This window comes from Nostoc sp. KVJ20 (assembly GCF_001712795.1).
In the GTDB taxonomy this organism is placed as follows: domain Bacteria; phylum Cyanobacteriota; class Cyanobacteriia; order Cyanobacteriales; family Nostocaceae; genus Nostoc.
The window spans coordinates 31,978-58,048 of the sequence record NZ_KV757608.1; the positions used below are offsets into that span (position 1 = coordinate 31,978).

General features: G+C 41.9%; 26 protein-coding genes and 1 pseudogene. 13 read left to right on the forward strand and 14 right to left on the reverse strand.

Annotation, left to right across the window (positions count from 1 at the left end):
* Positions 1 to 114: 114 nt before the first annotated feature.
* Entirely contained in the window at positions 115 to 1,578 is a 1,464-nt protein-coding gene (murC, locus tag A4S05_RS13905; RefSeq protein ID WP_069070422.1) for a UDP-N-acetylmuramate--L-alanine ligase, read from the reverse strand.
* A gap of 403 nt (positions 1,579 to 1,981) precedes the next feature.
* Between murC and nadD the strand changes: the two genes are divergently transcribed.
* Positions 1,982 to 2,608, forward strand: coding sequence for a nicotinate (nicotinamide) nucleotide adenylyltransferase (gene nadD, locus A4S05_RS13915; RefSeq protein ID WP_069070424.1), 627 nt, complete (start codon positions 1,982 to 1,984; stop codon positions 2,606 to 2,608).
* A gap of 116 nt (positions 2,609 to 2,724) precedes the next feature.
* Positions 2,725 to 3,738 (forward strand): type I glyceraldehyde-3-phosphate dehydrogenase, encoded by a 1,014-nt coding sequence (locus A4S05_RS13920; protein ID WP_069070425.1) that lies wholly within the window; start codon positions 2,725 to 2,727, stop codon positions 3,736 to 3,738.
* 112 nt (positions 3,739 to 3,850) lie between these two features.
* On the opposite strand, the gene thiL is transcribed toward A4S05_RS13920, so the two are convergent.
* Entirely contained in the window at positions 3,851 to 4,894 is a 1,044-nt protein-coding gene (thiL, locus tag A4S05_RS13925; protein ID WP_069070426.1) for a thiamine-phosphate kinase, read from the reverse strand.
* An 89-nt stretch (positions 4,895 to 4,983) separates the two neighbouring features.
* Between thiL and A4S05_RS13930 the strand changes: the two genes are divergently transcribed.
* Positions 4,984 to 5,571: a Uma2 family endonuclease gene (locus A4S05_RS13930; RefSeq protein ID WP_069070427.1), complete on the forward strand. Its 588-nt coding sequence runs from the start codon at positions 4,984 to 4,986 to the stop codon at positions 5,569 to 5,571.
* A 39-nt stretch (positions 5,572 to 5,610) separates the two neighbouring features.
* Here A4S05_RS13930 and A4S05_RS13935 read toward each other — a convergent pair whose 3' ends face one another.
* On the reverse strand, positions 5,611 to 6,717 hold the full coding sequence (locus tag A4S05_RS13935) for a peptidylprolyl isomerase (RefSeq protein WP_069070451.1): 1,107 nt from the start codon (positions 6,715 to 6,717) through the stop codon (positions 5,611 to 5,613).
* Between the two features lie 187 nt (positions 6,718 to 6,904).
* Between A4S05_RS13935 and efp the strand changes: the two genes are divergently transcribed.
* The 3 genes from efp to A4S05_RS13950 all read left to right on the forward strand — a co-directional run bounded on the left by efp (position 6,905) and on the right by A4S05_RS13950 (position 8,538).
* Positions 6,905 to 7,462, forward strand: coding sequence for an elongation factor P (gene efp, locus A4S05_RS13940; protein ID WP_069070428.1), 558 nt, complete (start codon positions 6,905 to 6,907; stop codon positions 7,460 to 7,462).
* Positions 7,463 to 7,570: 108 nt separating this feature from the next.
* The gene (accB, locus tag A4S05_RS13945) at positions 7,571 to 8,128 is read left to right on the forward strand and encodes an acetyl-CoA carboxylase biotin carboxyl carrier protein (RefSeq protein ID WP_069070429.1); all 558 of its coding nucleotides are present in this window, start codon (positions 7,571 to 7,573) and stop codon (positions 8,126 to 8,128) included.
* Positions 8,129 to 8,190: 62 nt separating this feature from the next.
* Positions 8,191 to 8,538 carry an ArsR/SmtB family transcription factor gene (locus A4S05_RS13950; RefSeq protein WP_069070430.1) on the forward strand — a complete coding sequence of 116 codons (348 nt, stop codon included), beginning with the start codon at positions 8,191 to 8,193 and terminating at the stop codon, positions 8,536 to 8,538.
* 85 nt (positions 8,539 to 8,623) lie between these two features.
* Here A4S05_RS13950 and A4S05_RS13955 read toward each other — a convergent pair whose 3' ends face one another.
* Both A4S05_RS13955 and A4S05_RS13960 read right to left on the reverse strand, forming a co-directional pair.
* A complete protein-coding gene (locus A4S05_RS13955; protein WP_069070431.1) occupies positions 8,624 to 9,235 on the reverse strand; it encodes a GerMN domain-containing protein in 612 nt (203 codons plus the stop codon).
* A gap of 295 nt (positions 9,236 to 9,530) precedes the next feature.
* Positions 9,531 to 11,345, reverse strand: a complete 1,815-nt coding sequence (locus A4S05_RS13960; RefSeq protein ID WP_069070432.1) for a proline--tRNA ligase — start codon at positions 11,343 to 11,345, stop codon at positions 9,531 to 9,533.
* Between the two features lie 178 nt (positions 11,346 to 11,523).
* On the opposite strand from A4S05_RS13960, the gene A4S05_RS13965 reads away from it, so the two are divergent.
* From A4S05_RS13965 to A4S05_RS13980, 4 genes and pseudogenes are all read left to right on the forward strand, one after another.
* Entirely contained in the window at positions 11,524 to 12,093 is a 570-nt protein-coding gene (locus tag A4S05_RS13965) for a Uma2 family endonuclease (protein ID WP_069070433.1), read from the forward strand.
* 186 nt (positions 12,094 to 12,279) lie between these two features.
* Positions 12,280 to 13,662: a lysophospholipid acyltransferase family protein gene (locus A4S05_RS13970; RefSeq protein WP_069070434.1), complete on the forward strand. Its 1,383-nt coding sequence runs from the start codon at positions 12,280 to 12,282 to the stop codon at positions 13,660 to 13,662.
* Positions 13,663 to 13,684: 22 nt separating this feature from the next.
* A complete protein-coding gene (locus A4S05_RS13975) occupies positions 13,685 to 13,933 on the forward strand; it encodes a FitA-like ribbon-helix-helix domain-containing protein (RefSeq protein ID WP_069070435.1) in 249 nt (82 codons plus the stop codon).
* Positions 13,930 to 14,357, forward strand: a pseudogene (locus tag A4S05_RS13980) (type II toxin-antitoxin system VapC family toxin). Before A4S05_RS13975 ends, A4S05_RS13980 begins: the two are co-directional and overlap by 4 nt.
* Before the next feature lie 54 nt (positions 14,358 to 14,411).
* Here A4S05_RS13980 and A4S05_RS13985 read toward each other — a convergent pair.
* The 9 genes from A4S05_RS13985 to cysE form a co-directional block, all read right to left on the reverse strand.
* Entirely contained in the window at positions 14,412 to 14,987 is a 576-nt protein-coding gene (locus A4S05_RS13985) for a Uma2 family endonuclease (protein WP_069070437.1), read from the reverse strand.
* 51 nt (positions 14,988 to 15,038) lie between these two features.
* Positions 15,039 to 16,196, reverse strand: coding sequence for a PD-(D/E)XK nuclease family protein (locus A4S05_RS13990; RefSeq protein WP_069070438.1), 1,158 nt, complete (start codon positions 16,194 to 16,196; stop codon positions 15,039 to 15,041).
* A gap of 246 nt (positions 16,197 to 16,442) precedes the next feature.
* The gene (locus tag A4S05_RS13995) at positions 16,443 to 16,988 is read right to left on the reverse strand and encodes a (2Fe-2S) ferredoxin domain-containing protein (protein ID WP_069070439.1); all 546 of its coding nucleotides are present in this window, start codon (positions 16,986 to 16,988) and stop codon (positions 16,443 to 16,445) included.
* 128 nt (positions 16,989 to 17,116) lie between these two features.
* Positions 17,117 to 17,320 (reverse strand): putative nitrogen fixation protein NifT, encoded by a 204-nt coding sequence (gene nifT, locus A4S05_RS14000; RefSeq protein ID WP_069070440.1) that lies wholly within the window; start codon positions 17,318 to 17,320, stop codon positions 17,117 to 17,119.
* Positions 17,295 to 17,582 carry a nitrogen fixation protein NifZ gene (locus A4S05_RS14005; protein ID WP_069070441.1) on the reverse strand — a complete coding sequence of 96 codons (288 nt, stop codon included), beginning with the start codon at positions 17,580 to 17,582 and terminating at the stop codon, positions 17,295 to 17,297. The genes nifT and A4S05_RS14005 overlap by 26 nt, the downstream gene beginning before the upstream one ends.
* Positions 17,569 to 18,702, reverse strand: a complete 1,134-nt coding sequence (gene nifV, locus A4S05_RS14010) for a homocitrate synthase (protein WP_069070442.1) — start codon at positions 18,700 to 18,702, stop codon at positions 17,569 to 17,571. The genes A4S05_RS14005 and nifV overlap by 14 nt, the downstream gene beginning before the upstream one ends.
* Positions 18,703 to 19,073: 371 nt before the next feature.
* Positions 19,074 to 19,271, reverse strand: a complete 198-nt coding sequence (locus tag A4S05_RS14015; protein ID WP_069070443.1) for a DUF2949 domain-containing protein — start codon at positions 19,269 to 19,271, stop codon at positions 19,074 to 19,076.
* A gap of 306 nt (positions 19,272 to 19,577) precedes the next feature.
* Positions 19,578 to 19,808 (reverse strand): Asr1405/Asl0597 family protein, encoded by a 231-nt coding sequence (locus tag A4S05_RS14020; protein ID WP_069070444.1) that lies wholly within the window; start codon positions 19,806 to 19,808, stop codon positions 19,578 to 19,580.
* 68 nt (positions 19,809 to 19,876) lie between these two features.
* On the reverse strand, positions 19,877 to 20,620 hold the full coding sequence (cysE, locus tag A4S05_RS14025; RefSeq protein WP_069070445.1) for a serine O-acetyltransferase: 744 nt from the start codon (positions 20,618 to 20,620) through the stop codon (positions 19,877 to 19,879).
* A gap of 803 nt (positions 20,621 to 21,423) precedes the next feature.
* Here cysE and A4S05_RS14030 point away from each other — a divergent pair.
* The 3 genes from A4S05_RS14030 to A4S05_RS14040 all read left to right on the forward strand — a co-directional run bounded on the left by A4S05_RS14030 (position 21,424) and on the right by A4S05_RS14040 (position 25,961).
* Positions 21,424 to 22,770: an NAD(P)/FAD-dependent oxidoreductase gene (locus A4S05_RS14030; protein WP_069070446.1), complete on the forward strand. Its 1,347-nt coding sequence runs from the start codon at positions 21,424 to 21,426 to the stop codon at positions 22,768 to 22,770.
* Positions 22,771 to 23,389: 619 nt separating this feature from the next.
* Positions 23,390 to 25,444, forward strand: coding sequence for a protein kinase domain-containing protein (locus tag A4S05_RS14035; protein ID WP_069070447.1), 2,055 nt, complete (start codon positions 23,390 to 23,392; stop codon positions 25,442 to 25,444).
* Between the two features lie 286 nt (positions 25,445 to 25,730).
* Positions 25,731 to 25,961, forward strand: a complete 231-nt coding sequence (locus A4S05_RS14040; RefSeq protein WP_069070448.1) for an addiction module protein — start codon at positions 25,731 to 25,733, stop codon at positions 25,959 to 25,961.
* Positions 25,962 to 26,071 lie beyond the last annotated feature (110 nt).

Sequence of the window (26,071 nt, forward strand, 5' to 3'; positions counted from 1 at the left end):
TTTTGGTAAAATTTTTACATTTATTTACCGCAAAGATACGGTAATAGAGTTCACAAATGAAACCGTTGCTAAAGGGGTACTTTACTCAGAAATAAAACTTCGCAAAGTCTCCATTTAGGATGTAGCTTTAGCAGGCTCACAAAGTGTCGTAATTACTTCAGGAATCACCTGATTCAAATTCCCAGCCCCCAAAAACAACGCCAAATCTCCTGGGCGTAGTGTTTGTAGCAAGTATTCACATACTGAGGGTAAAGTTGGTTGATAAATTACCTGCGAATGCTGTTTAGCAATTTCCGCCGTTAGATGCTCACCACTAATTTGCCCTAAATTGGGTTCGCCTGCACTGTAAATATCAGTCAGTACAACCAAATCAGCATGGGTAAAAGACTCGGCAAATTCTTCTAAAAAGGTCAGTGTCCGGCTATAGCGATGGGGTTGAAAGATAGCAACTACTCTTTGCCCTGGTCTTGCCTGTAAACGTGCTGCGGCGAGAGTAGCGCGAATCTCGCTGGGGTGATGAGCATAGTCATCGATGAAGGTAATGCCATTGACTTCACCTCGGAATTCAAAGCGGCGTCTTGCTCCTTCAAAGGTGGCGATACCTTTGGCAATTTCTCCAAATTCTAAGCCTAATATCCGACCAACAGCCACCGCTGCTAGGGCATTACTGAGATTGTGCCGACTAAGCAAGCGCAACTTCAACACGCCCAAAGCTTTGCCTCTTTCCCAAACTAAAGCTGTGGTGCCATCAGCACGATAATCGATATTAGTAACGGTGTAGTCAGCGTCGGTATCTGAATGTAAGCTGTAGGTAATTGTGGGTTGTAAGCGATCGCGCACTGTAGCACAGTCAATGCTACCTATCAACGTTTTACAACCCTTGGCAAATGTTTGGAAGGTGTCAATAACTTCTTCTAATGTATCGTAATGGTCAGGATGATCGAGTTCAATATTGGTGATGATGCCAATCTCTGGAGCGTGTTTTACCAAGGAACCATCAGATTCATCTGCTTCGGCTACCAAATATTGGCTTTGTCCCAATCTAGCATTGCCTTCCCAAGCATTGACTTCGCCACCCACTAAAATCGTTGGGTCTAGACCAGCTTCCAGAAGCATATAGCCAATCATGCTACTGGTTGTCGTTTTGCCGTGTGTTCCTGCCACTGCAATACTATGGTAATCGGCAATTAAGGCGGCTAACACATCTGAACGATGTAAAACTGGACAGCCTAATTCTAGTGCTGCTTTGTATTCTAAATTATTAGTGTTTATTGCTGTTGAACAAATGACTTGAGGCAGTTTTGACTTAGTATCAGCAGGTAATTGTTCTTGTGAATTTAATACTACTGTATTCGCCAATACCTGAGGGCGAAAGAATTCGAGATTGCTTGCCTCTTGTTTACCAAAAATATGAGCACCGATAGATTCCAACTTATGCGTAATATGGTTTGGACGAAGATCCGAACCTGATACTGGAAATTGGCGCTTTGCGAGAACGTATGCCAGAGCAGACATACCTATACCACCGATGCCAATGAAATGAAATGGTCTACCACTAAAATCTACAGAATTAGTCATTTATTACTCCTCTTACACCACACCACACCATAATCACAAATGACACGCGTATCATAACAGGAATTTGATTTTTACCGTAACTGCTCCTATATCATGTTTATATTTGATGCCCAGATGACTTTTCCGCTCTGGTTTTCCTTGTTCAGAATGATTTTACCTTGGTTAGAGGTTTTTGCTATTTCTAAACTGTTCTTAAGATTATTCTGAAAATTTTGGCCGCATCGGGAAAGAAATTCTTGTAATGTCAAATACATATTTTTGGCTACCTTACTGGAATTGGCTACATAATACATTGTTTAGTGAAACTGATTTGAAATTGCATCAAGTCTAGGCGTGAATTGAGTACAATAGTACATTGGTAATGAAACTATTTTTCAATTGCATAAAACCCAGGCATAACTGGATGCAGCAACTCGCAATTTTTGGTGGCACATTTGATCCAATTCATTGGGGACACCTGCTGGTAGCCGAGACAGCTTTGCATCAAGTATCCCTTGAAAAGGTAATTTGGGTGCCATCCCTAAATCCTCCTCACAAAGAAGCAGCTTTGTTTGAGCATCGTGTGCAAATGCTGCAATTAGCTACAAAAGATAACCCAGGGTTTGCTGTCTCACTAGTGGAGACAAATCGCTCTGGGACTTCCTATGCCATTAACACCCTGATTGACTTATCTGCTTGTTACCCAAATACTCACTGGTACTGGATTGTTGGCTTGGATACTTTCCAAACCTTACCCCGTTGGTACCGTGGACACGAACTAGCACAAATGTGTGATTGGTTAATCGCACCCCGACTGCTAGGTGGTGAGACTATAACTCAAAGCAAATTAATCTGCAAGCAAGTGGAGCAACAACTCAGGGAGCAGTTACATACCATTCACTGGCAACTCTTGAATATACCTTTAGTAGGAGTTTCGTCAAGTCTAATTCGCAAATTTTGCCGCGAACGCCAGTCAATTCGTTATTTAGTCCCGGAACCGGTAAGATCATATATTACTAACAACAATCTCTACTCGAACAAATCTGAATAAATTATGTGTTTTTTTATTGATCTAACACTTTATGGTTAAAAGTGCCCCCCCCCTTTGCGATATGATTGGGGTCAACGATATCAACATATAAGCATAAATACAGAGGGCAAGACACTGTGATTAGAGTTGCAATCAACGGTTTCGGGCGAATTGGACGTAACTTTGCGCGTTGCTGGGTGGGTAGAGAGAACAGTCAAATCGATCTTGTTGCTATTAATGACACTTCAGACCCTAGAACCAATGCTCACCTGCTCAAGTATGACTCAATGCTAGGGAAGATCAAGGGCGCTGAGATTAGTGCCGATGATAACTCTATCATCGTTAACGGTAAGACCATTAAGTGCGTATCCGATCGCAACCCAGAAAACTTGCCCTGGAAAGATTGGGGAATTGACCTAATTATCGAAGCAACCGGGGTATTTACTAGCAAAGAAGGAGCGCTCAAGCACGTAAATGCTGGAGCCAAGAAAGTTCTGATTACCGCTCCTGGTAAAAACGAGGATGGTACTTTTGTGGTTGGTGTGAATCATCATGACTATGACCACAACAAACACCACATTATCAGTAACGCTAGCTGTACTACCAACTGCTTGGCACCAATCGCCAAGGTGTTGAATGATAAGTTCGGCATCATTAAAGGTACGATGACCACCACCCACAGCTATACAGGTGATCAACGCTTGCTAGACGCTTCTCACCGGGATTTGCGACGGGCGAGGGCAGCAGCGATAAACATTGTACCCACCTCTACTGGTGCAGCAAAAGCAGTAGCACTGGTTATCCCAGACCTGAAAGGCAAGCTAAATGGCGTTGCCTTGCGCGTACCAACCCCGAACGTCTCAATGGTAGATTTCGTAGTTCAGGTTGAGAAGCGTACTATTACTGAAGAAGTTAACCAAGCTCTCAAGGATGCTGCTGAAGGCCCATTGAAAGGCATTTTGGACTATAGCGAACTAGAACTGGTATCGTCTGATTATCAAGGTAGCGATGCTTCTTCGATTGTCGATTCCAGCTTGACTTTAGTTATGGGCAATGACTTAGTAAAAGTTATGGCGTGGTATGACAACGAGTGGGGTTACAGCCAACGAGTCTTGGATTTGGCAGAATTAGTAGCCCAGAAGTGGCAATAATTCATCATTTGCATTTGTCATTTGTCATTGGTCATTGGTCATTATAAAAATGACATAGACGCGCTAGCGGCTACTCTACGAGTTCTCCAGCGGAGTACCCGCAGGAGTAGGACTATTGACGAAAATGTTGATATCCCTGACTAAGATTTAGAACTTGGTCAGGGAATTTTTTTTGTTCGTCGTGTAATAGTACTCTTGATCCGGCTGTAATCTTACCTACGATCGCAGCACCTTCTCCAAGATGTTGCACTAAGGCTGATGCTAATTCTTGTGGTAAGCACAGTACTAATTCAAAGTCTTCGCCACCGTATAGAGCATATTTTAGCGCTTGCTCTGGTGGCAACCAATGGTTAAAAGTTTTTGGTACGGGAATTTGTCTGCGTTCTAGGACAGCGCCAACACAACTGGCGCGGCAGATTTGGATAATCGCATCTGCCAAACCATCGCTGCTATCCATACCAGCAATGGGCATGGGGCAATGGGCATGGGGCATGGGGCATTGAAATGCTAAAATTTTCCAGAGGATTGGTAAGATATCTAATCGTGGCTGTGGGCGTTGGTGTGCGTGGATTAAAGCCGTCTTTTCCACGTCATTGAGGTCTTGTGCTAATTCGGGATGCAAGAGGAGTTCTAAGCCAGCGTGGGAGGCTCCATGAACGCCTGTAACGACGATCGCATTTCCAATAACGGCAGCAGAACGGCGGATAATTTGACTGGGGTTAACTTGACCAAAAGCAGTAATTGCCAGGGTAGTTACAGGCGATCGCACGACATCACCCCCGACAATTGGAGTATTGTATTTTTGCAGGCATTCTGTCATTCCCTGATACAAGCGTTCTACCCAACTAACCCTAAGTTCACTGGGTAGTCCTAACCCGACAGTGATTCCCAGTGGGGAAGCGCCCATTGCTGCTAAATCTGATAAATTGGCAGCAGCAGCTCGCCAACCTGCATCTTCTGGGGAAGTGGTGAGGTTACTAAAATGCACACCATCAACGAGTACATCTGTAGTCACTACCAAAGATTGTCCTGGTGCAGTCTCAAGTACTGCGGCATCATCGCCGATAATTTCTGGTGGACAAAAGCGCTGTAATCTTTCTAAAAGGCCTTGTTCGCCAATCTCTTTTACTTGTTGAGAAGATAACTCACTGTTCACAATCGGTTTTCCGTGTTGCAAAATTACGAAGAAAACTGATGATTTACTTTACTGTTTAAGATAAGGGTATCGTCTAGGAGTCAGTTGGAATGGTAAAAACACCAGTAACCAGCATTACGTTTGAGGAGTACTTAACTTATGATGATGGTAGCGATTTTCATTATGAACTGGTGGATGGGAAGCTAGAACTAATGAATCCACCTACTATTGAACATTTCCTGATTGCCAAATTTCTTGAGCAATTACTAGATGCAGAAATCAAACGTTGTAACTTTACTTGGCTGTGTTTTCGGGAAAGTGGGGTGAGAACGGGTAGAAATAAATCTAGGTTGACTGATTTGTGTGTTGTGACACTGGAGCAAGCCAGAGAATTATTAAATGTCTCAGCAGTATTTGAGTCACCCCCGTTACTAGTTGTCGAAGTGGTTAGTCCTGAGTCGGTGAAACGGGACTATCGTTATAAACGCTCGGAATATGCGGTCTTAGAGGTTCCTGAATATTGGATTGTAGACCCACTGAAAGCAAAAGTTTCGGTGTTACTACTGGAAGATGGATTTTACGAAGAAACAGTTTTTACAGATAGCCAGCAAATAGTATCACAAATTTTTCCAGAGTTAAGGATCATAGTTGATCAAATATTCACCGCCGGGAATCTGAATCAGGAGAGACGCGATTAATCGCGTCTGTACAAGAATTATTCTTCTCCTGATTTCTTCTTATGCAGCTTGCGGCTCAACCAGATTTTCTATTCCTTTAACCACGGTTGCCGATTCAATTTTGTCACCAGCCTTCAGTTTATCCAAAACTTCTTTGCCTTCGGTGAGATAGCCAAAAACGGCATAACGACCATCTAATAGGTTGCGTCCGGCGGGGGTGAGTTCTGGTTCAAACAGAAAGAAGAAAAATTGTGATGAACCACCATTTACTTCACTTTCGGGACGAGCCATTACCACTGCACCAAAGGCAGAAAAAGGCAGAACTGGCATATCAACGTAACGACCAGCTTCTTCTAGAGTAATGCCATAAGTAGGTTCTTTATCGCCCTCAACCAAGACTTCTAAGGGTATGGCACGATATTTGCCCGTTTTTGGGTCAATGAAACCTACGTCTTTTCCAGCAGGATCTCCAGTTTGGAGAAAGTAAGATTCTTCAGAACGAGTAAATTCTAAGCCATTATAAAAACCCCTCTGTACCAAATCTACAAAATTACCAGCAGTAACAGGGGCGCTATAACCGTCTACTACAAAGGTTAAATCGCCTTTGTTAGTTTTCAATTCTATAGTGGCACGACCTTTAAGTTGCGGCAGGTTGCTGTACTCAGTAGGCACTTCAAAGGGGAATTGTTTCACCATTGACTCTTCTAGCAAAGTAACGAGATTTAGCAGTTTAGTTCTCTCTTGCAGAATTTGTTCTTTATCTTTGCTGTTCGCCAATTCTTGTAACTTACCCACCCCAGATTTCAACTCGGCAATCCAAGCTTCGGCTTGGGGTTGGCGTTCTTCGGGAACGCTTGTTAAGATTTGGGAAGGTTTATCGAGAATGCGGGATGCTTGGCTAATGTCTTTGGAAATAGCACCCCAACGTCGATTCGCCCGCAGTTGGGCAGAGATATCCTCTAAACTGGCTTGTAGTTGCCGCACAGGTTTGTTATCTATCGGGAGTGCATACCGCAACAAAGCCTTACCGTCGGTAATTGCATTGCCAGATGGCAGTGCGGCGCTACTGGAGGGAGTCCACCCAGCTGTAGTTATGCCTAAAAATATTGTTACCAGCAGTATTGCCATTAGGCTGTTCTTCAGCCAGGATTTTAATAAGTTAAGCATGGGATAACTCAAATGCAGCATTAAATTGTTGACTGGACGTAACCCATAAATAATCTTCCCACGTTAAGGGCGGAGGATAAATGACAAATGACTAATGACAAATGACAACTAACTAATGACAAATGCCCAATGACGACCCTAGAAGGGTACAATAAATGCCGATTGTCTTCAAAAATTTGAAAGTTTCATGATCTCCAGTAACGACTTTCGACCCGGTGTTTCAATTGTATTGGATGGGTCTGTATGGCGAGTGCTTGAATTCCTACACGTCAAGCCAGGTAAAGGTTCTGCCTTTGTACGAACTAAGCTAAAAAATGTCCAGAGTGGGAGCGTTATGGAAAAAACGTTCCGCGCGGGGGAAACAGTGCCGCAAGCCACCCTAGAAAAAAGTACGATGCAGCATACCTATAAAGAGGGCGATGAGTTCGTCTTTATGGATATGGAAACCTACGAAGAAGGCAGATTGACCCGTGAACAAATTGGCGATCGCGTCAAGTACCTTAAGGAAGGTATGGAAGCTGAAGTTATTAAATGGGGTGAGCAGGTTCTAGGAGTAGAATTGCCTAAGTCTGTGGTTCTGGAAATTGTACAAACAGATCCAGGCTTAAAAGGTGATACTGCCACAGGTGGCTCAAAACCAGCAACTCTGGAAACTGGTGCAATTGTGATGGTTCCTTTGTTTATTTCTCAAGGGGAACGCATCAAAGTTGACACTCAGGAAGATAAATATATCAGCAGGGAATAACTTTCATCTCTGTAGAGATGCAAGTCCCGATTGAAATCCCTATATAGGGATTAAATCCCTGCCACACTTAAGATGCTCATTTACGGATAGGTCGAGGTAATAAAAACTGTGCCATTGGACTTTAATGAAATTCGCCAATTACTGGCAACTATCGCACAAACAGATATTGCAGAAGTCACGCTCAAAAGCGATGATTTTGAACTAACAGTCCGTAAGGCTGTGAGCCTCAGCAATCAGATGTTGTCGGTGGGTCAAGGGACTTTAGGCAGTGTGGTAGGTTCTGGCTCGACATCGGGTTCATCTGGGGGAAACCAGTTGAACGCCAGTCAAGTAACGGAGGTGTCCACATCTCGCGTGTTTGAAAATACTGGTACTAGCACACAATTGCAGTTGTCAGTAAATCCTCCCTCAACCATTGACCAGAGATTAGTAGAAGTGCCTTCCCCAATGGTGGGAACGTTTTATCGCGCTCCCGCACCTGGGGAAGCGGCATTTGTGGAAGTGGGCGATCGCGTCCGCAAAGGTCAAACAGTCTGTATCATTGAGGCCATGAAGCTGATGAATGAAATTGAAGCCGAAGTCTCTGGACAAGTAATGGAAATTCTTCTCCAAAATGGTGACGCCGTAGAATATGGCCAACCTTTGATGCGAATTAACCCTGATTAAGTATTAATGTATATATCAAGTGAGTAATTGTTAAAACTTTCAGTCTTTGCGGGTTAATCCTGATGAAACAAACGTTGCCTTTACCACCCGAAGTGGTGCAACAAGTAGCTGAATACTTCAGTCTGTTAAGTGAGCCAATGCGCCTGCGGCTGCTCCACTTATTACGGGATGAAGAAAAATGCGTGCAAGAGTTGGTAGAGGCAACACAGACTTCTCAGGCAAATGTGTCAAAACACCTGAAGGTAATGTGGCAAGCAGGTATCCTTAGCCGCCGCAGTGAAGGAACTTGCGCCTATTACCGGGTGGAAGATCAAATGATTTTTGAGTTGTGTAACCGGGTTTGCGATCGCCTCGCCACAAGGTTAGAGGAGCAAGCCCGTAATTTTCGTGTGTTAAATAGCAAACGGTAATTCTAAGAGAGTTATGAGTTATGAGTTATGAGTTATGAGTTATGAGTTAAAACTCCTCACTCCTAACTTGTAACTCCTAACTTTTTTAAAGCGGATAATTTTTCTGAAAGCTTTCACGAGTTAGTGGTTGTTGTAACTCTACACCCTCACCGCCTAAAACATCTAACGGTTTGCCGTTTACGTCAATGTATACCTTGGCTTTGGGATTTAAACTTGTCGCAGTGTAAACAACTTGTCCCACGCGACCCATCATTGAGGTGCTACCACCACCGCTGGTAAAATCTTCAGATAAATTAACGTGAACTTCATCATTTTCTGTCTTCAACCCCAACAGCTTGGTTCCTTTGGGGATGGTTGTAGAATCTGTTCCTTCTGTTGGACCTGCTAACAAACTTTGAAAAGCTGATTCTAAAGGCTGATTTTGTCTTATAGAAGCTACTTTCACAGGTTGGGGAACCAAAGCAATATTTTTGTCATTTGATCTGAGCCAATAAACATTAGGGGTTTGCTCGTTAGCTGGCTGCCTAGTTGATGGCTGTGCTGGTTGAGCGATTCGCCCAGAGGGGTTTGACGGTGTAGGAGTATTGCTGGATTGAGTACTAAACCAAGCTACACCGCCACCCACCGCTACAACCACCGCTGAGACGGCTGCAATTACGCCTGAAGAAATACGATTAGATCCTTGTTGGTCTTTCATGTTCAAAACCTTCCTGACTGAGGGCTGATATGGTAGTTATGTGAGGAGCAGCCTGGTTAAGGACGATACTTACGAGTAGAGAGTTTCCCGCAACTTGGAGGAGATTTTATGCCTTTTAACTCCGCTTAACTCCGCAAGTCTTTAATTCAATTCTAGAATTTTTACTTCTAGTCCGTCACCTGCCAAATTATGTAAATTTTGGGGAGTGGGGAGATGAGGGAGATGGGGGAGACAAAGAGGAAAAGAGAGAATTTACTCCCCCTCTATTCCTTGTCTCTTCTCCATGCCTCATATCCTATGCCCTATGTCCTATTGCTTCCGTAATCCACTGTTGGAGGGTTGTTGTAACTTCCTCAATGACAATTTCTTGAGATTTGCGGGTTGCTCTTTCTACAACTTCAACTTTGCCATTGGCGATCGCCCGCCCGGTTACAATTCTATAAGGTATGCCAATTAAATCAGCATCTTTGAATTTCACTCCTGCCCGTTCGTCGCGGTCATCGAGTAGGGTTTCAATTCCCCTGGAATTGAGTTCTGTGTAAAGTTTTTGAGCGATTTCGATTTGTTGAGCATCCTTAATGTTGGGAATTGTGATGATCGCGTGATAAGGTGCGATCGCAACTGGCCAAATAATCCCATCTTTATCGTAAGATTGCTCTACGGCAGCTTGCGCTAACCGCGACACGCCTACACCAAAACAACCCATAAATAACGGCTTTTCTTCACCCTGTTCATTGGTATAAGTTGCTCCCATCGCTTGGGAATATTTAGTGCCTAATTGGAAGATGTGACCTGCTTCAATTCCACGGGCACTTTGTAAGGTTTGGTCTGGGTTATGGATGGCGCGATCGCCTGATCTTGCCTTACGAATATCTACTACTCGTTCTGGTAACTTATATTGCTGACCCCAATTAGCACCAACTACGTGATAACCAACTTCATTCGCCCCTGTCACAAAGTTTTTTAAATCAACAGCTGTTTGATCTACCAAGCGCAAAAACTTGGGATGGATCTGTTTGTTGGCGGCAATATACTCGTCTGCGATGTCTGGGGCAATGTAGCCTAAAGGTAGAGATTTAGCTGTCCATGCTTGCTGGGCTTCTACATTTGGTACATTCAAACTAATAATAGTTTTAGCACCATACTCAGAAGCTAATTTAGTCAATTCATTTTGCAATTTGACTTCATTAACTTCCTGATCGCCTCGGATGCTTACCAGAACTAACACTGTTACACCATTATCATAAACGGTTTGATAAAGGACGTTTTTCACCAATTGAGTCGGAGAACAGTTGAGGAGTTGACAGACCTTTTCAATCGTCTCTGTTCCAGGTGTATCCCGTTTTTCGTAAGTTGTAAACCGTGAGGTTTCAGCGTCAATTGGTAAAGAAACAGCCTTTTCTACGTTAGCGGCGTATTTACCATCCTCAGTGTAGAGAACTTCGTCTTCGCCAGCTTCCGCCAAAATCATAAATTCTGTGGAACCAGAACCGCCAATTGCACCAGAATCAGCTTCCACTGCCCGAAAAGCCAAACCGGAACGCCGCAGCATATTGCTGTAGGCTTTATACATATCCTGGTAAGTTTCTTTGAGGCTGGCTTCATCGGTATGGAAAGAGTAGCCGTCCTTCATGATAAATTCTCGTCCGCGCATCAAACCAAAGCGGGGACGAATTTCATCGCGGAACTTGGTTTGAATTTGGTAGAGATGTAACGGTAGCTGGCGATAAGAGCGAATCATATCACGAGCGATCGCTGTGATTACTTCTTCATGAGTTGGGCCTAATCCTAATTGTTGCTCACGGCGGTCAATTAGGGAAAACATGATCCCCTCGGCTTTGGTGTAAGTATCCCAACGTCCCGATTCCTTCCATAAATCGGCTGGTTGTAATTGCGGCAAAAGACATTCTTGTGCGCCTGTAGCGTTCATTTCTTCCCGCACAATCTGGGAAACTTTTTGCAGTACCCGCCACATCAGCGGGAGATAAGCATAGATCCCACTACCGATGCGACGAATGTAACCTGCACGGAGTAATAATTTATGACTGGGAATCTCAGCATCAGCTGGATCATCCCGCAGTGTAACAAATAACATTTGTGAAAGTCGCATCGTTTACTCCCTTTCTAGAATCTTTAATTTGTTTATAAACCAATACGGTTCAGTTAAAGGCTACTGACAACAATTTTGGGTTTTCGAGACGCGATAAATCGCCGTCTCTACAAGTGTTTTGTTGCTCATTCTGAACTGTATTGTGATATAATCTTTCCAACTAATTTAGGTCTAGGTTATGAGTCCTTTGACATTAAAACTAGACACCGTTCACTTTAGTGACGAACAATTTTATCACTTATGTCAAAATAACCGCGAATTGAAATTTGAACGCACTGCCAAGGGAGAATTAATCATCATGTCCCCCGTTGGAGGTGAAAGCGGCAATCGAGAAGCAGATTTAATTATCGATCTGGGAATCTGGAATCGGCAAACTAGCCTGGGTTATACTTTCAGTTCTTCTACTATATTCAAATTACCTAATGGTGCTGACCGTTCCCCAGATGCCGCTTGGATTCAACGAGAACGTTGGCAAGCACTTACACCTGAACAAAGACGGAAATTTCCCCCCATTGCACCCGATTTTGTCATTGAATTAAGGTCAGCAACAGATGATTTGGAAATGTTGCGTTCTAAAATGCACGAATATATAGGTGCAGGGGTGCAATTGGCGTGGTTGATAAATCCCCAACAGCAGCAAGTGGAAATTTATCGCCAAAACCAAGATGCGGAAGTGCGAAATCTGCCGACACAATTATCGGGTGAAAATGTATTACCAGGATTTAGCTTGAGTCTATCGTGTTATTAAGATTTGCAAGTGCTGCTAAATCTCCATTATCTGCCCATACTTTACATCGCAGTAAAAAATACTCTATAAGTCTGCGTAGGTACGCTTCATTTTTTGTCGTATGTGACTGCAATTTCAATCGTCAGGGTATCTTACAGCAGCTAAGATAGCTTAAAAGAAATCACGGCATCTTTAGGAGAAACTACCTTGGCAGATGTAATTTATCAAGCACAAGCACCCTTAGAATTTATTCCTCCGGCGTTTAACCCCTTATTTCTACGATTCGTCCATCTGTTGCTACCCAGTTGGATAAACTGGCAAACATCTATTACCCAAATTGAAGCAGACAACGTAGAGGTACTGGTGGATCTCTATCGCCAGTTTCAGGAGGGTAAGATCCGTTTTATGCTGGCATTTCGCCATCCGAAAACAGACGATCCGTTTTGTTTAGCCTACTTGTTGTCTCAACTTGTACCAAAGGTAGCGCGATCGCAAGGTACAACACTACAACATCCCATTCACGCTCATTTTATCTACGATCGCGGCATTCCTCTCTGGGCAGGTTCCCACGTTGGCTGGATTGCTTCTCATTTAGGTGGTACTCCGATTCAGCGAGGTAAGGCTGACTGGACGGGGTTACGTTCGGCGCGTGACTTGTTTGCCAATGGTAAATTCCCAATGGCTGCTGCGCCAGAGGGTGCAACCAATGGTTTATCGGAGAATATTAGCCCTCTAGAACCTGGTATTGCCCAATTAGGCTTTTGGTGTGCTGAAGATTTGCACAAAGCTGAACGCCCCGAACAGGTTCTAATTGTACCAGTTGGGATTAAATATAGTTACGTTGACGCTCCTTGGGGTGCGATCGCGAATCTTTTAAGTGAATTGGAAGCGGCTAGTGGTTTACCTGTAAATTCAGCAGAAAATGCTTCTATAGAGTCGCTTTATCCCCGGTTGTTGGCTTTAGCAGAACATTTACTTTTGCTAATGGAAGAATTTTACACCCGGTTTTATCATCAAAAACTGCCAGATGCGAAGATTGTCAACGGGCAAATTCCCGATAGAAACGAAGCGTTAGCAGTTCGTCTACAAGCTTTGTTGAATGCAGCGTTGTTAATATCTGAGCAGTATTTTAATTTACAGTCAAAAGGTAGTTTGAGTGACCGTTGTCGGCGAGTAGAACAAGCAGGTTGGAATTATATATTTAGAGAAGAATTTAAGGATGTAAAAGGAGTATCTGCGGTTGAAAAAGCTTTAGGCGATCGCGTTGCCGAAGAAGCCAATGCCCGGATGTGGCACATGCGTTTAGTAGAAAGTTTCGTGGCTGTTTCTGGTAATTATATTCGTGAAAATCCAACGGTAGAAAGGTTTGCTGAGACGACTTTAATTTTATGGCAAATGATTGCTAAAATCAAAGGAAATAAATCTGCACAGCGTCCGCAATTGGGTAAGCAAAAAGTTAAAATAACTGTGGGTGAACCCATATCAATTTCTGAGCGTTACCCAGCTTATAAGGAAAATCGGTTAGGTGCTAGACAAGCTGTTGCTGATGTGACAAACGATTTGCAACACGCGCTGGAAGGATTGATTTGAAAAATAAGATTAGGAGTTAATTGTGAACAATATTACTATATTTAACCTTGATGATGACATCAAGTATCGTCTACAAAAACGAGCCGAAAAACATGGTCGTTCCCTTGAAGAAGAAGCCAGAGAAATTATTCGTATGGCTCTAACAGAAAATCAGGAACATTCCTTAAACTTAGCTAATATACTTGAGGAACGTTTTGCGAATTTGGAGAACTTTGAATTACCGGAAATTCCTAGAGAACCTATTCGCACCGTATCAACATTTGAAGAATGATTATTCTTGATACAAACTTTTATCAGAATTAATGAAGCCTAAAAAATCTGAAATAGTTCGTAGTTGGGCTGCTCAACAATCGTTAATGAGTCTGTTTACCACAACAATCACTCAAGCAGAAATTCTCTACGGTATCGCCTTACTCCCTGCGGGAAAACGGCGAGATGAACTTAGTCAAGCAGCACATCTGATGTTCTCAGAAGATTTTGCTGGGCGTGTTCTTCCTTTTGATCAAGCTGCTGCTGTAGCTTTTGCTAATATTGCGTCTCAAAGAAGACACAATGGTAATCCTATTTCCCAAGCCGATGCTCAGATTGCAGCTATTTGTCACACTCATGCAGCAACCATAACAACACGCAATTTCTCTGACTTTGAAGGGTGTGGTATTTCTATTATTAATCCTTGGGAAGTCTCCAGCAGATAGAAGCTATACCCGTATATCCACAGTGGCTTGTCATTAGACATAACTTCTCATATATTAACCTGGAAATACTTTAGATAAATCCAGAACTAAATCAGGAAAATATGGCAAATTAACTGATTCATTTTGCAGAAAAATTAACTTGCGGCGATAACCATATTTACCCTGTAAATCTTTATAAGGTTCGCTGTAAGATTCTAGATGGTTATCTACTAAATTAAATATCCAATAGTCGGAAATACCAGCTTCTGCATAAACAGATAATTTTACATCTTGGTCATATTTCAAAGTAGAATTAGAAATTTCAATTACCAACAATACATCAGATGGGCTAGGATGAGCTTCTAAATAGTCATCAGGACGATTTCGCACAATGACTAGATCGGGTTCTGGTTCGCTGTTATCAGGTATAATGATTGGTTCTTGTCCTCGAAGAATCGCCTCTTCTAGAACCAGCTTGAACAACTCCCGATATAAGCGGGTGCTACAAACAGAGTGCGGTGTACCTTTTGCTGCCATCTGGATTATTTCACCCTTAATTAGCTCAACTCGGTCATTCTCTTCAAAGAAGCCGAGTTCAGCTAGACGGTGATATTCAGCTATAGTAAAGCGTTTAGCAGTGGTAAGGCTCATAACAACTACGAGAATGCAGAGTTATTTTTATCTTAATATAGCTGTAACTGATTAAACTTCTGCGGTAGAGAATGATGAGGTATTTGGGTCTTCTTTTTTATCAGGTTCTGTAACTGTTTCTATACTTATACCCTTCCAGGGAAAGTCAAAATATTGTTCTTGAACCGTTTTTAACTCCTTTATTGACTCTTGGAAAAATAATTTAATGGCAGATATCTGGTCTTTTTCAGATAAAAATTCTTGTAGACTTTTTCGATAAAATATAGCTGACCATGCTGGTAAAATGGTTAAATCAACAGGAGTCCATATATTGGGTTTATCGTTAATTACTTTCTGCATGGATTTAATAATTTTTGGGCGTTCTCCAAAATTAGAAGAAACCTCTAAACATATACCTAGATATGGATATTCCGTAAAATTATCTGGATTTAAATTAAAGTATCCAAGACCACACCATAAATTATTACCTGAAAACTTAGTATAAATAATATATCTACTAGACCATTTCCATTGAGTCCTACTTGCTGCACCGTTGATAACACCTCCAAAAGCTAGCTTGAATTCGCGTTGTACTTCTTCACCGAGAGTTGATTCCATTAGATTGAGAGTTTTGTTGTAATTCACCATTGTCAATAAGTCAAGCGATGAAAATTGATTAGTGGTAGACATTCCATTTATCCTCATGAACATTAATATTTCTTGGGCTAAGATATCAGTTGAGTGTTGTGCTAAGTGGGCATAAAACTGATGCCATCTCAATTGAAAAAAAGTTATTTTTGGCTCTAAATTAAATGCTGGAGTTTTGATATCTTCTTTTGGATCATAATCACGCGTGATGTAAATTAAAATTCGATGTCTGACATTTGGTAAATTACTCAAAATATCAGCATATTTTTTTAAAGCATTATTTCCATCCTTTGCGCCAATTTTTGATTCAATAAATATTACATCTGTGCTTAAACCATTTGATAATTCAACAACAATATCAAGTCTACTATCCTCAGTATGGCTTGCTAGTGCTGGATGTTCTTGTTGAGTTGAAATCTTGATGTTGGAATAATTATCATCACTAATGATTGAGTGATGTTTTAGCCAATCAATTAAAATATCATTATTCAGGGACAAAAAATAAGCGGCAATCTCAGTAAAAAAATCTTCACGCGGTTTGTTTCCTGAATGCAGATTGAGTAAATTTGTAAACAAAGACATTTATTTTTAAGTATTTAAGGTAATTCCAAAAAAAATACACAATAATTAAGCTTGTAGTGCTGATGGAACAAGGCTACTGAAAATTTTTATAAGTTATGTTTGTATCCAGTATTACTAACGTTGCAGCAGTTATAACTTAGCCGATCGCAGTTTGACAAGATTACTACACGATACTTGCAACAAATAGGGGTAAAATTTTACCCCTACAAAGTTGTGTATTATTTTAAGAATCGCTAGAGAAGTTTACTAATATTGAGTTAAGTGACTTTCTAGCAAAGATGCGATCGCATCAGGATGAATATTTTTGTATTTCTTTTTACCAAGCTGTAAAACACAGTTGGGAGCGCTGCCACAGCATTTTTGGCAACTAGTATGTTCAATAGTAACTTTGTCTAACAAACCGCGATCGCACAAAGTTTTTTCTAATTCTGATAATAACCCTTTACCACCACGTTTCAGGCAACCACCTTTTTGACATACCATAATCCTCGCTTTGGGTTGAGGTGGTAAATCTTGTTTTGGACACGCATCAATTGGTGTCACTCGATAGGCTTTGATTTTAATTTTACTTGTGCGCGAGTCTACTTTACTATGACCACAAATGCGAAGTTGCTGACCAGGAACTAAGGATGAACTTAGTAACCGCCGCAACTCTTTAGGCAGTTTAATTTCCACATCTCCAGATGGAACCGCCAATTGTAAGTATTTATATTTTCCTGGTTCACCACCAACAAAACCTAGTAACTGTCCCTCAAGGTTCAATTCTGATAACGTCAAATACTTGTTACCCATGATTGATAAAAAGTTATTGGGAATTGGGCATTGGGCATTGGGAATGGGTCAATTCAATTTTAGATTTTAGATTGAAATTTAATCCAAAATCCAAAATCTAAAATCTAAAATTCCCACTCCCCGTTTTTTTAAGCTAGGCGTTTAGCTTCTACTGTTTGAGGTAAATTTGCTGTGTCTGGCAATTCACGAAATTCTAATTCCCAACCATTTGCTAGGGTGAGAATCTTGCCATCATTTCCATCGGTTTGTTTGACGACTTCTTCTTCCAGGTCTTTTTTAGCAACGTAAACTACTAAAGTGCCGGCATCATTCATCCGTAGCATTACTTTCATGAGATTCCTCAACCGATTCTAGTTCTTTTTTCTTGCAGCCGACGACAAACCCTGTCTCTAAGAAATGCACAGCATATATATAGGAAGTCTGCAAATATGTGCCTATACTCGCTATGTAACCGATATCTCCCTTGTTCACTAAAACTTGGCCGACTTCCTTACCAGGAAAGGTACCATCGTTTTTTAGCAGTTTACGAACTCTGACTTTTTCACCAATTTCAAAAGCGGGTGGCAAGTTTAGTTCTAATTCATCGCGTTGCATGAGAGTACCTCTGTTCTCTGACCAAATTCAACAGTTCTTCTGTCGTCAAACTGCGTTTTTTCTGTACCGATTTATGGCGTACTGCATCTAAAACAGATTGGGTTTCTTGAGAGTTCAAGAAAATTCCATGCTGTTCTAGCAAGTTAGCAACTAAATGCCGTCCAGAATGTTTACCTACTACTAAACGCCGTTCCCAACCCACTTCTTCAGGAGCAAATGGTTCGTAGGTAATGGGATTTTGCAATACCCCGTGAGCATGGATGCCTGATTCGTGAGCAAAAGTGTTTTCGCCAACGATCGCTTTCCAAGGTGGTACATCGGCTCCTGATGCGGCTGCAACTAGTTGAGACAGTTCCAGCAAGCTCGGTGTGTCAATGCCCAAATCAACGCCGTAGATGCGTTTAATCGCCATGACAACTTCTTCTAATGCTGCATTCCCTGCCCTTTCACCCAATCCGTTGACTGTGGTATTCACTGATGAGGCTCCGGCTTTGATACCTGCAAGAGCATTGGCAGTTGCTAGACCAAAATCATTATGCGTGTGGATTTCTAGGGGAATCGTCAACGCGGAAACCAGCCTTTGGACTTTAGTGTAGGTGGTGAAGGGGTCGAGAACTCCCACGGTGTCGCAGAAGCGGAAGCGGGATGCACCCCATTCTTGGGCATAAAGTGCTACATCTAAGAGGAAGTTTTCATCAGCCCTGGAAGAATCTTCTCCACCAACTGCTACCCAAAGACCTTGATCGAGGGCGAAGTGGATTGAGTCTTTGAGTTTTTGCAAACTTACTCGCCACTGACCATGAAATTTAGTGGCAATTTGGATACCAGAGACGGGAATGGCAATATGCACCCTGTTCAGACCACAGGCGATGGAAGCCTTGATATCTGAGATGACAGCGCGGTTCCAGCCCAAGAGTTTTGCTTGTAAACCCAAGTCAGAAATTGCAGCGATCGCACGGGTTTCTTCGTCGCCCATTGCCGGTATACCCACTTCTAATTCCGGTATACCAATAGCATCGAGAAATTTAGCGATCGCTACTTTTTCTTCTAGGGTAAAAGCAACACCTGCTGCTTGTTCACCATCACGTAGTGTAGTGTCATTAATTATGATTTGATTCATTGCAAATATCCCTCTCTTGGAAGTATTCTTAATATCCTTTCCCTCTACAATCCCTCGTGATGGTAAATGCTAAAAATATCACAATTCATAATGTAGGATACATGATCCTTAATTATTGCCCCATTATTAGCATCACATCTGTATGGCAAGGAACTAAATCAATGTATAAATTACTAATCGTTTTTACCGATGTCAGTTGAAATGTCTTCGAGTAGCAATGAGCTAATATAACTATTAGCAAATCCCGAACAAAGTAATACACAAAATCCAGCAATTAAGGATGTAATCATCTTCGTAACCTCATCTTTTCTAGTGCATTTGGGTGTAATTTAGGCAGATAATGCTACTTAAAGCTAAGGGGTTAAAACTAGCTAACTGTGGTCTGCTAGCCAATCAAATATTTTTCCTAGCTGCTCCAAATCAACGAAACCATACTGCCAGAGGAGCATCGGTAGTGGGCCATTTTCTAATTCACGGTGTCGCAGAGCTACAGCAATATCGGCATTTGAAAGTTCAAGTTCATTGTGCAAAAAATTGAGTAGTTTTATATCTCTGTTCCGAATCGCCATAATTGATTGAACTTTCAATTTCTTAATTTGGGAAAAAATTAAAAATCAGAAATCCCAATTTATATTTGAGAATTTCGCCTTTCTAATTGTTGCTATATGTCAGGGGAATTTCAGATTTAGTAGACCCAACAAAATCTAAACCCCATCTAATCCATCTCAGTCTGCAACAAATTCTGCTAGCGGACAGTAGCTTCAAACTCTAAACCTATTTGAGCTTTGTGCATCTATGGACAAAAAGGATAAAGTCCAGTATTTGCGTCATGAATTCAAGATTAATCATCTCTGAATTAGGTCTTTTTGAAATAATCATGACTCATCACTGTAACGCCAGCAACGCTCTAGCCATTCTAATAATTCGTGACGAGAAGCAAGAAGTTGCATAACTGTACTACGAATTAGAATTACTTCGAGCAAATTGTTCACTTGCACCCGTAAAGAACCATCAGGGGGACAAGAGCAATTAATTTTTAACTCTTGCAATCGGTGATAGATTCGCCAGCGATCGCTCAAAGGAATCTGCAAAACGTGATTTGTCATATTTGTCCTTTGTCATTTGTCTTTTGTCTGTTGTCATTTGTCTGTTGTCCTTTGTCCTTTGCTAATGACTAATGACTCTTGACTTTTAAAGTTTGCAGTTGTTTTTCGAGTTCTTCGATGCGCGAGAGCAAAGAACGAATCACGGTTGCTTCCACATCGGGTAGCTTTCCATGTTCTAAGGGAGAAAGGCTGACGCCGCTTTCGTTGCGAGAAATAATTCGGCCGGGGATTCCCACAACTGTGGAGTCGCTGGGGACATTTTGCAAGACAATGGAACCTGCACCAATACGGACGCGATCGCCAATTTGCAGATTACCCAAAACTTTCGCACCCGCCCCAATCACTGCATTTTTGCCGACTGTGGGATGACGCTTACCAGTTTCTTTACCAGTTCCGCCAAGGGTGACGCCCTGATAAATCAGTGTATAGTCGCCGACGATCGCAGTTTCGCCAATGACTACACCCATTCCGTGGTCGATAAACACGCCTTGACCAATCTCTGCACCTGGGTGAATTTCAATTCCCGTCAAAAATCGCCCCAAATGAGAAATTAAACGGGGGATAAAACCGACTCCTCGACCATGTAACCAGTGAGCAAGACGATGCAAACATAGCGCGTGCAATCCAGGGTAGCAAAACACCACTTCTAGCCAATTCCGTGCGGCTGGATCGCGCTCAAAAATAATGCGAAAATCACTCAATAATGGCTCAAAAAAAACGCCAGAGAGGAGATTTTTCAGCATGGATGTATGGGCAGAATCCTGCGTTTTGGTACTTGGGGGATTGCTAATACTGTCTAAAGACTGTTGCATCGGTAATGTCTATCTGGTAAAAGAGTCATCTGCTATTTTTATGCTTATATCAGGTGACATCCAACTCGATACAAAACTCAATGCTGATTGGATTTATTGGATTGATTAAGGTTGTACTCAAACGCTAAAACCCCGACTCAAGATAAACTTAAAATTTGTCTTGGGGTAGGGGCACTAGTGTTTAACAATGGGGGTACTAGTATTTTTGGGGCAGGGTTTAAGAATTTCTGTTCACGCTACAAGAAACTTTACCCGTAAGCTTTTGCTAAGATTTTATCAAGATATTTTGCAATATATTAAGCTGTACTCAGATGCACTCAAATAAGAGTTAGATTAGACTACAAATCAATATTCTGTATCTCCTATTACTATTAGTATCTTATTATTTGGATAGGCGAAAGACAGGTTTCTTTATTTTCTTTTAGGATTTGCTGTCTGTATGTATGTATACGTTTCAAAATATAGTTATCGCTCATAGTGAATATCTTATTATATAGATGTGTTGAAAGAAAGCATTTCAATGAGTGCAAATATAGGAATCCGATTTGATTACTGAATCATTCAAGTAAAACAACAGGGTTTTTCCTTGTGCAGCAAATTATAGAATGGGCAAATGTACCTACCAAATTAGCGATGTGTGCCAAATCCTTTCTGAGGACAATCCAAAACTGAGGACTAAGAACTAACTTTGACTACTTTTAGTATTTCTTCAATTGTTCTAAATAAACAGCAACCTACATCATAATGCTGTTACATCTTTGTTAAGAATAGTTACAGCTTCTTAACACAAGGGCATATTTCTTATGGCAGTTGGAATTAATAAGAATGCACCACATCAAGTTGTAATCGTTGGTGGCGGTTTTGGTGGACTGTATGCAGCAAAGGGTCTGAATGCAGCGAATGTAAATGTTACTCTCATTGATAAACGCAACTTTCACCTATTTCAGCCGCTTTTATATCAAGTTGCCACAGGTACATTATCACCTTCTGATATCTCTGCACCATTGCGATCTGTATTCAGCAAAAGCAAGAATACAAAGGTGTTGTTGGGAGAAGTAAGTGAGATTGATCCAAAAGCACAACAAGTTATTTTGGGTGATGAAGTAGTACCTTATGATACTTTAATTGTTGCCACAGGTGCGAACCATTCCTATTTTGGTAAGGATCATTGGGAAGAAGTTGCTCCTGGTTTGAAAACTGTAGAAGATGCGATAGAAATGCGTCGCCGGATATTTGGCGCATTTGAAGCAGCAGAAAAAGAAACTGATCCTGAAAAACGCCGTGCTTGGTTGAGTTTTGTGATTGTGGGGGGTGGCCCGACTGGTGTAGAATTAGCGGGTGCGATCGCAGAGTTGGCATACAAAACTCTCAAAGAAGATTTCCGCAGCATCGACACCTCAGAAACGAGAATTTTACTATTACAAGGTGGCCCTCGCATCCTCCCACACATGGCGCCAGAGTTATCGGCATCAGCAGCAGTATCTTTGCAAAAGTTGGGTATAGAACTCCACACTCACACCAGGGTGACAAATATTGAAGGTGATATTGTTACTTTCAAGCAAGACAATGAATTTACAGAAATTGCCTCAAAAACTATCTTGTGGGCAGCAGGTGTTCAAGGTTCGCCAATGGGGAAAGTCTTAGCAGAAACTACAGGTGTAGAGCGCGATTACTCTGGGCGTGTAATTGTAGAACCTGACTTGTCTATCGAGGGTTATGACAACATTTTCGTAATTGGAGATTTAGCCAACTTCTCCCATCAAGATGCTAAACCTTTACCTGGTGTTGCACCCGTAGCTAAACAACAAGGAGAGTATGTAGGTAAACTAATTCAACGACGGCTTCAAGGTAAGACTTTGCCACAATTTCATTACAACGATGTGGGTAGTTTGGCGATGATTGGGCAAAATTTAGCTGTTGTAGATTTAGGCTTAATCAAACTCACAGGTTTCCTTGCTTGGGCATTTTGGCTACTAGTCCACATCTACTTCTTAATCGAGTTTGACACCAAATTACTAGTAGTATTTCAGTGGGCGTGGAATTATATCACTCGTAATCGTCGCTCTAGATTGATTACAGGTCGAGAAGCTTTTGTAGAACCAAAAACTGTTAACGATAGCGTGCAAGAGCCTTCTGTGACATCTCTGTAACTTCAGGTATCACAGCTTAGTTAACGTTGGTACAAGGGTCTATTAGAGTGATGAGTGCTGTGTAGTGAAAAATCTTGGGCAAAGATTTGCTGTTCCAGGAAAAGAATATGGGGATGAAATACCGCCCTCAGCAATTTTGGCAATTTGGCATTTCATGACTTCGAGTTGCAGTTTTAATGGAGATATCAACACAAAGGGACAGTGAAGAAGTTGTAAGAGGGATAAGGTAAAACTTTCCGCTTCTGATGTCCCAGCTATGCCAGTTGTCAAATGAGTGCTGTAGAATAGCTCTACATCATTGATACAGCGCTCAACAGAGTTAATTTCCCGCTCTGCAACTGGCTAGAAATCAACAAAACCAAATATAGCGGTTCTCATTTTGATGCAATACACTTTGACCTCTCTCCAAACCTCTCTCCTAAAAGGAGAGAGGCTTTGAATTTTACTCCTCTTCCCTTGTAGGGAAGGGGCTGGGGGTTAGGTCTGTATTACACTCAACTGATAACCGCTATATAGCCGAGATAGCAAAACCCTTGTCAATGACAGTCTTGACAGTTTCTACCAGAAGTAGGTCGTGCTTAAGCGATAATAAATACATTTGCTTATAGATTGCACAGTTATGATCTGCTGCCTAAATCCAGCTTGCCACAATCCGCCCAATCCTGATGGCACAATGTTTTGCTGTAACTGCGGCACAGGATTGGTGGTGTTGAGAAACCGTTATCGTCCGATAAAAACATTAGGTGGCGGGGGATTTGGTAAAACCTATTTAGCAGAAGATTTAGACAAGCTGAATGAATATTGTGTTATCAAGCAATTTGCGCCGCGAGTACAGGGAACTGCGGCAAAAAACAAAGCCACAAAACTATTTGAGCAAGAAGCAAGGCGACTGCAACAACTAGGAGAAGATCCGCAGATTACCACGCTGTTGGCGTACTTTGAAGAAGAAAATAATCTGTATTTAGTGCAGCAGTTTATCAACGGGCAGAATTTATTAGCTGAATTAAAACAACAGGGAACTTTCAACGCAGAAAAAATCTGGGAAGTTTTGCTTGATTTATTAAATATCCTGAAAACGGTTCATCAGCACAAAGTTATTCACCGCGATATCAAACCAGAAAATATCATTCGTCGCAGCACTGACGGCAAGTTAGTCTTGATAGATTTTGGGATTTCCAAGCAACTCACCATGACAGTTATCACTAACCCAGTAACAAGAATTGGTTCCCCAGGTTATGCGCCATTAGAACAAATACAGGATGGTAAAGCTTATCCAGCAAGTGATTTATATAGTGTTGGTGCAACTTGCTTTCACTTACTGAGTGGAATTCACCCTTGGATAATGTGGGAACAACAAGGTTATGGGTGGGTTTCTTCTTGGCGGGAGCATTTGCAACAACCACAAAGCAGCGAATTGGAGAAGATTCTTGATAAGTTACTGCAAAAAGATTATCAGCAACGTTACCAATCTGCTGAAGAAGCTTTACAGGATTTTAGTTCACTGTTACCATCACTTTCACCAGTACACTCAACTCAGGCAGTAGGTGTAAATCAATCATCATCATCATTCCCTGCTACATTACCCCATCAGCCTCAAACTGGAACATCACCAGCACCAGTAAAGCCAAAAGTATCGCTACAAAACGCATCTAGACAAAATACTAATTGGAGAACAAGATTCTTGGTAGGTGCTGCTATTTCAATAGTTGGAACTCAAATATATGGTTATTTTCGCTATGGCTTGTTTCCGACTAATCCGATATCTGTAATCACTAGCAAAGATAGCGATGTTTTCTTACAGAAAACCCTCACAGGAAATTCTGACGAGGTTCTTTCCGTCGCCATCAGCCCAGATGGCAACACCCTTGTCAGTGGTGATCGTGGTTATACGATCAAACTGTGGAATCTGGCGACCGGAGAGCAAATCCGCACCCTCACAGGACATTCCTTTTTGGTTAATTCCGTGGCCATCAGCCCAGATGGCAACACTCTTGCTAGTGTTGTTTGGCCCAACAGCTCCATTGAACTGTGGAATCTCCCAACCGGAGAGCAAATCCACACCATCAAAGGGCATTCTAACGTGGTTCGTTCCGTCGCCTTCAGCCCAGATGGCAACACCCTTGCCAGTGGTAGTGTTGATGGAAGCATCAAACTGTGGAATCTGGCAACAGGAGAGCAAATTCGCACCCTCAAAGGGCATTCTGACGAAGTTAAGTCCGTCGCCTTCAGCCCAGATGGCAACACCCTTGCCAGTGGTAGTTTTGACAACACCATCAAACTGTGGAATCTAGCAACAGGAGAGCAAATCCGCACCCTCACAGGGCATTCTAACGATGTTAAGTCCGTCGCCATCAGCCCAGATGGCAAAACCCTTGCCAGTGGTAGTTATGACAACACCATCAAACTGTGGAATCTGGCAACAGGAGAGCTAATCCGCACCCTTACAGGGCATTCTAACGAAGTTAATTCCGTCGCCATCAGCCCAGATGGCAAAACCCTTGTCAGTGGTAGTTGGGACAAAACGATCAAACTGTGGAATCTAGCAACAGGAGAGCTAATCCACACTCTCACAGGGCATTCTACCCCGGTTAGTTCCCTCGCTTTTAGCCCAGATGGTAAAACCCTTGCCAGTGGTAGTTTTGACAATACCATCAAAATTTGGCGGCTAAAGTAGTAAGTGCTGAGTTAGCAGTTTTGAGTATTTAGCTGAAAACACAAAAAATAAGTAAAATTTACCAACAACACAGCCTGATTAATCCTGATTGTTCTCTGTCTGGATTCTTTGAGCGATGGAGATGTACTAGTAAGCGATTAATCAAGATTATCTGGGTCTATGCCAAGCGATATCAAATGACAAACCGCTACGCGTCTACGCAATTTTTCTGCATACCAATTCGTAATCGAGAAAAATTAACTTAAACTAAAATCAAGATGACTTGCTCTTAAATCTGGAAAAAACTATGGTTAATACTTATGACGACATTTTCAATACTGCATTGTCCTTACCTCCAGGGTTAAGAGCAATGCTTGCTGAACATTTATTTAAAAGTCTGGATGCTGAAAATCAAGCAGAAATAGATGCTATTTGGGCAGAAGAAGCAGAGAAAAGATTTCAAGCTGTTGAACAAGGCGAAGTTACTTTAATTCCTGGTGAACAAGTATTGCGAGAGCTACGTTCTAGGAGTAAGTAATGGCTTATAATTTTCATCCTGAGAGGTTGTTTGAAAAGTGGTTAGCTGTGATTTTCAGCACCTCTTGATCCCCCCTAGCCCCCCTTAAAAAGCAGGGTGGTTTCATACAA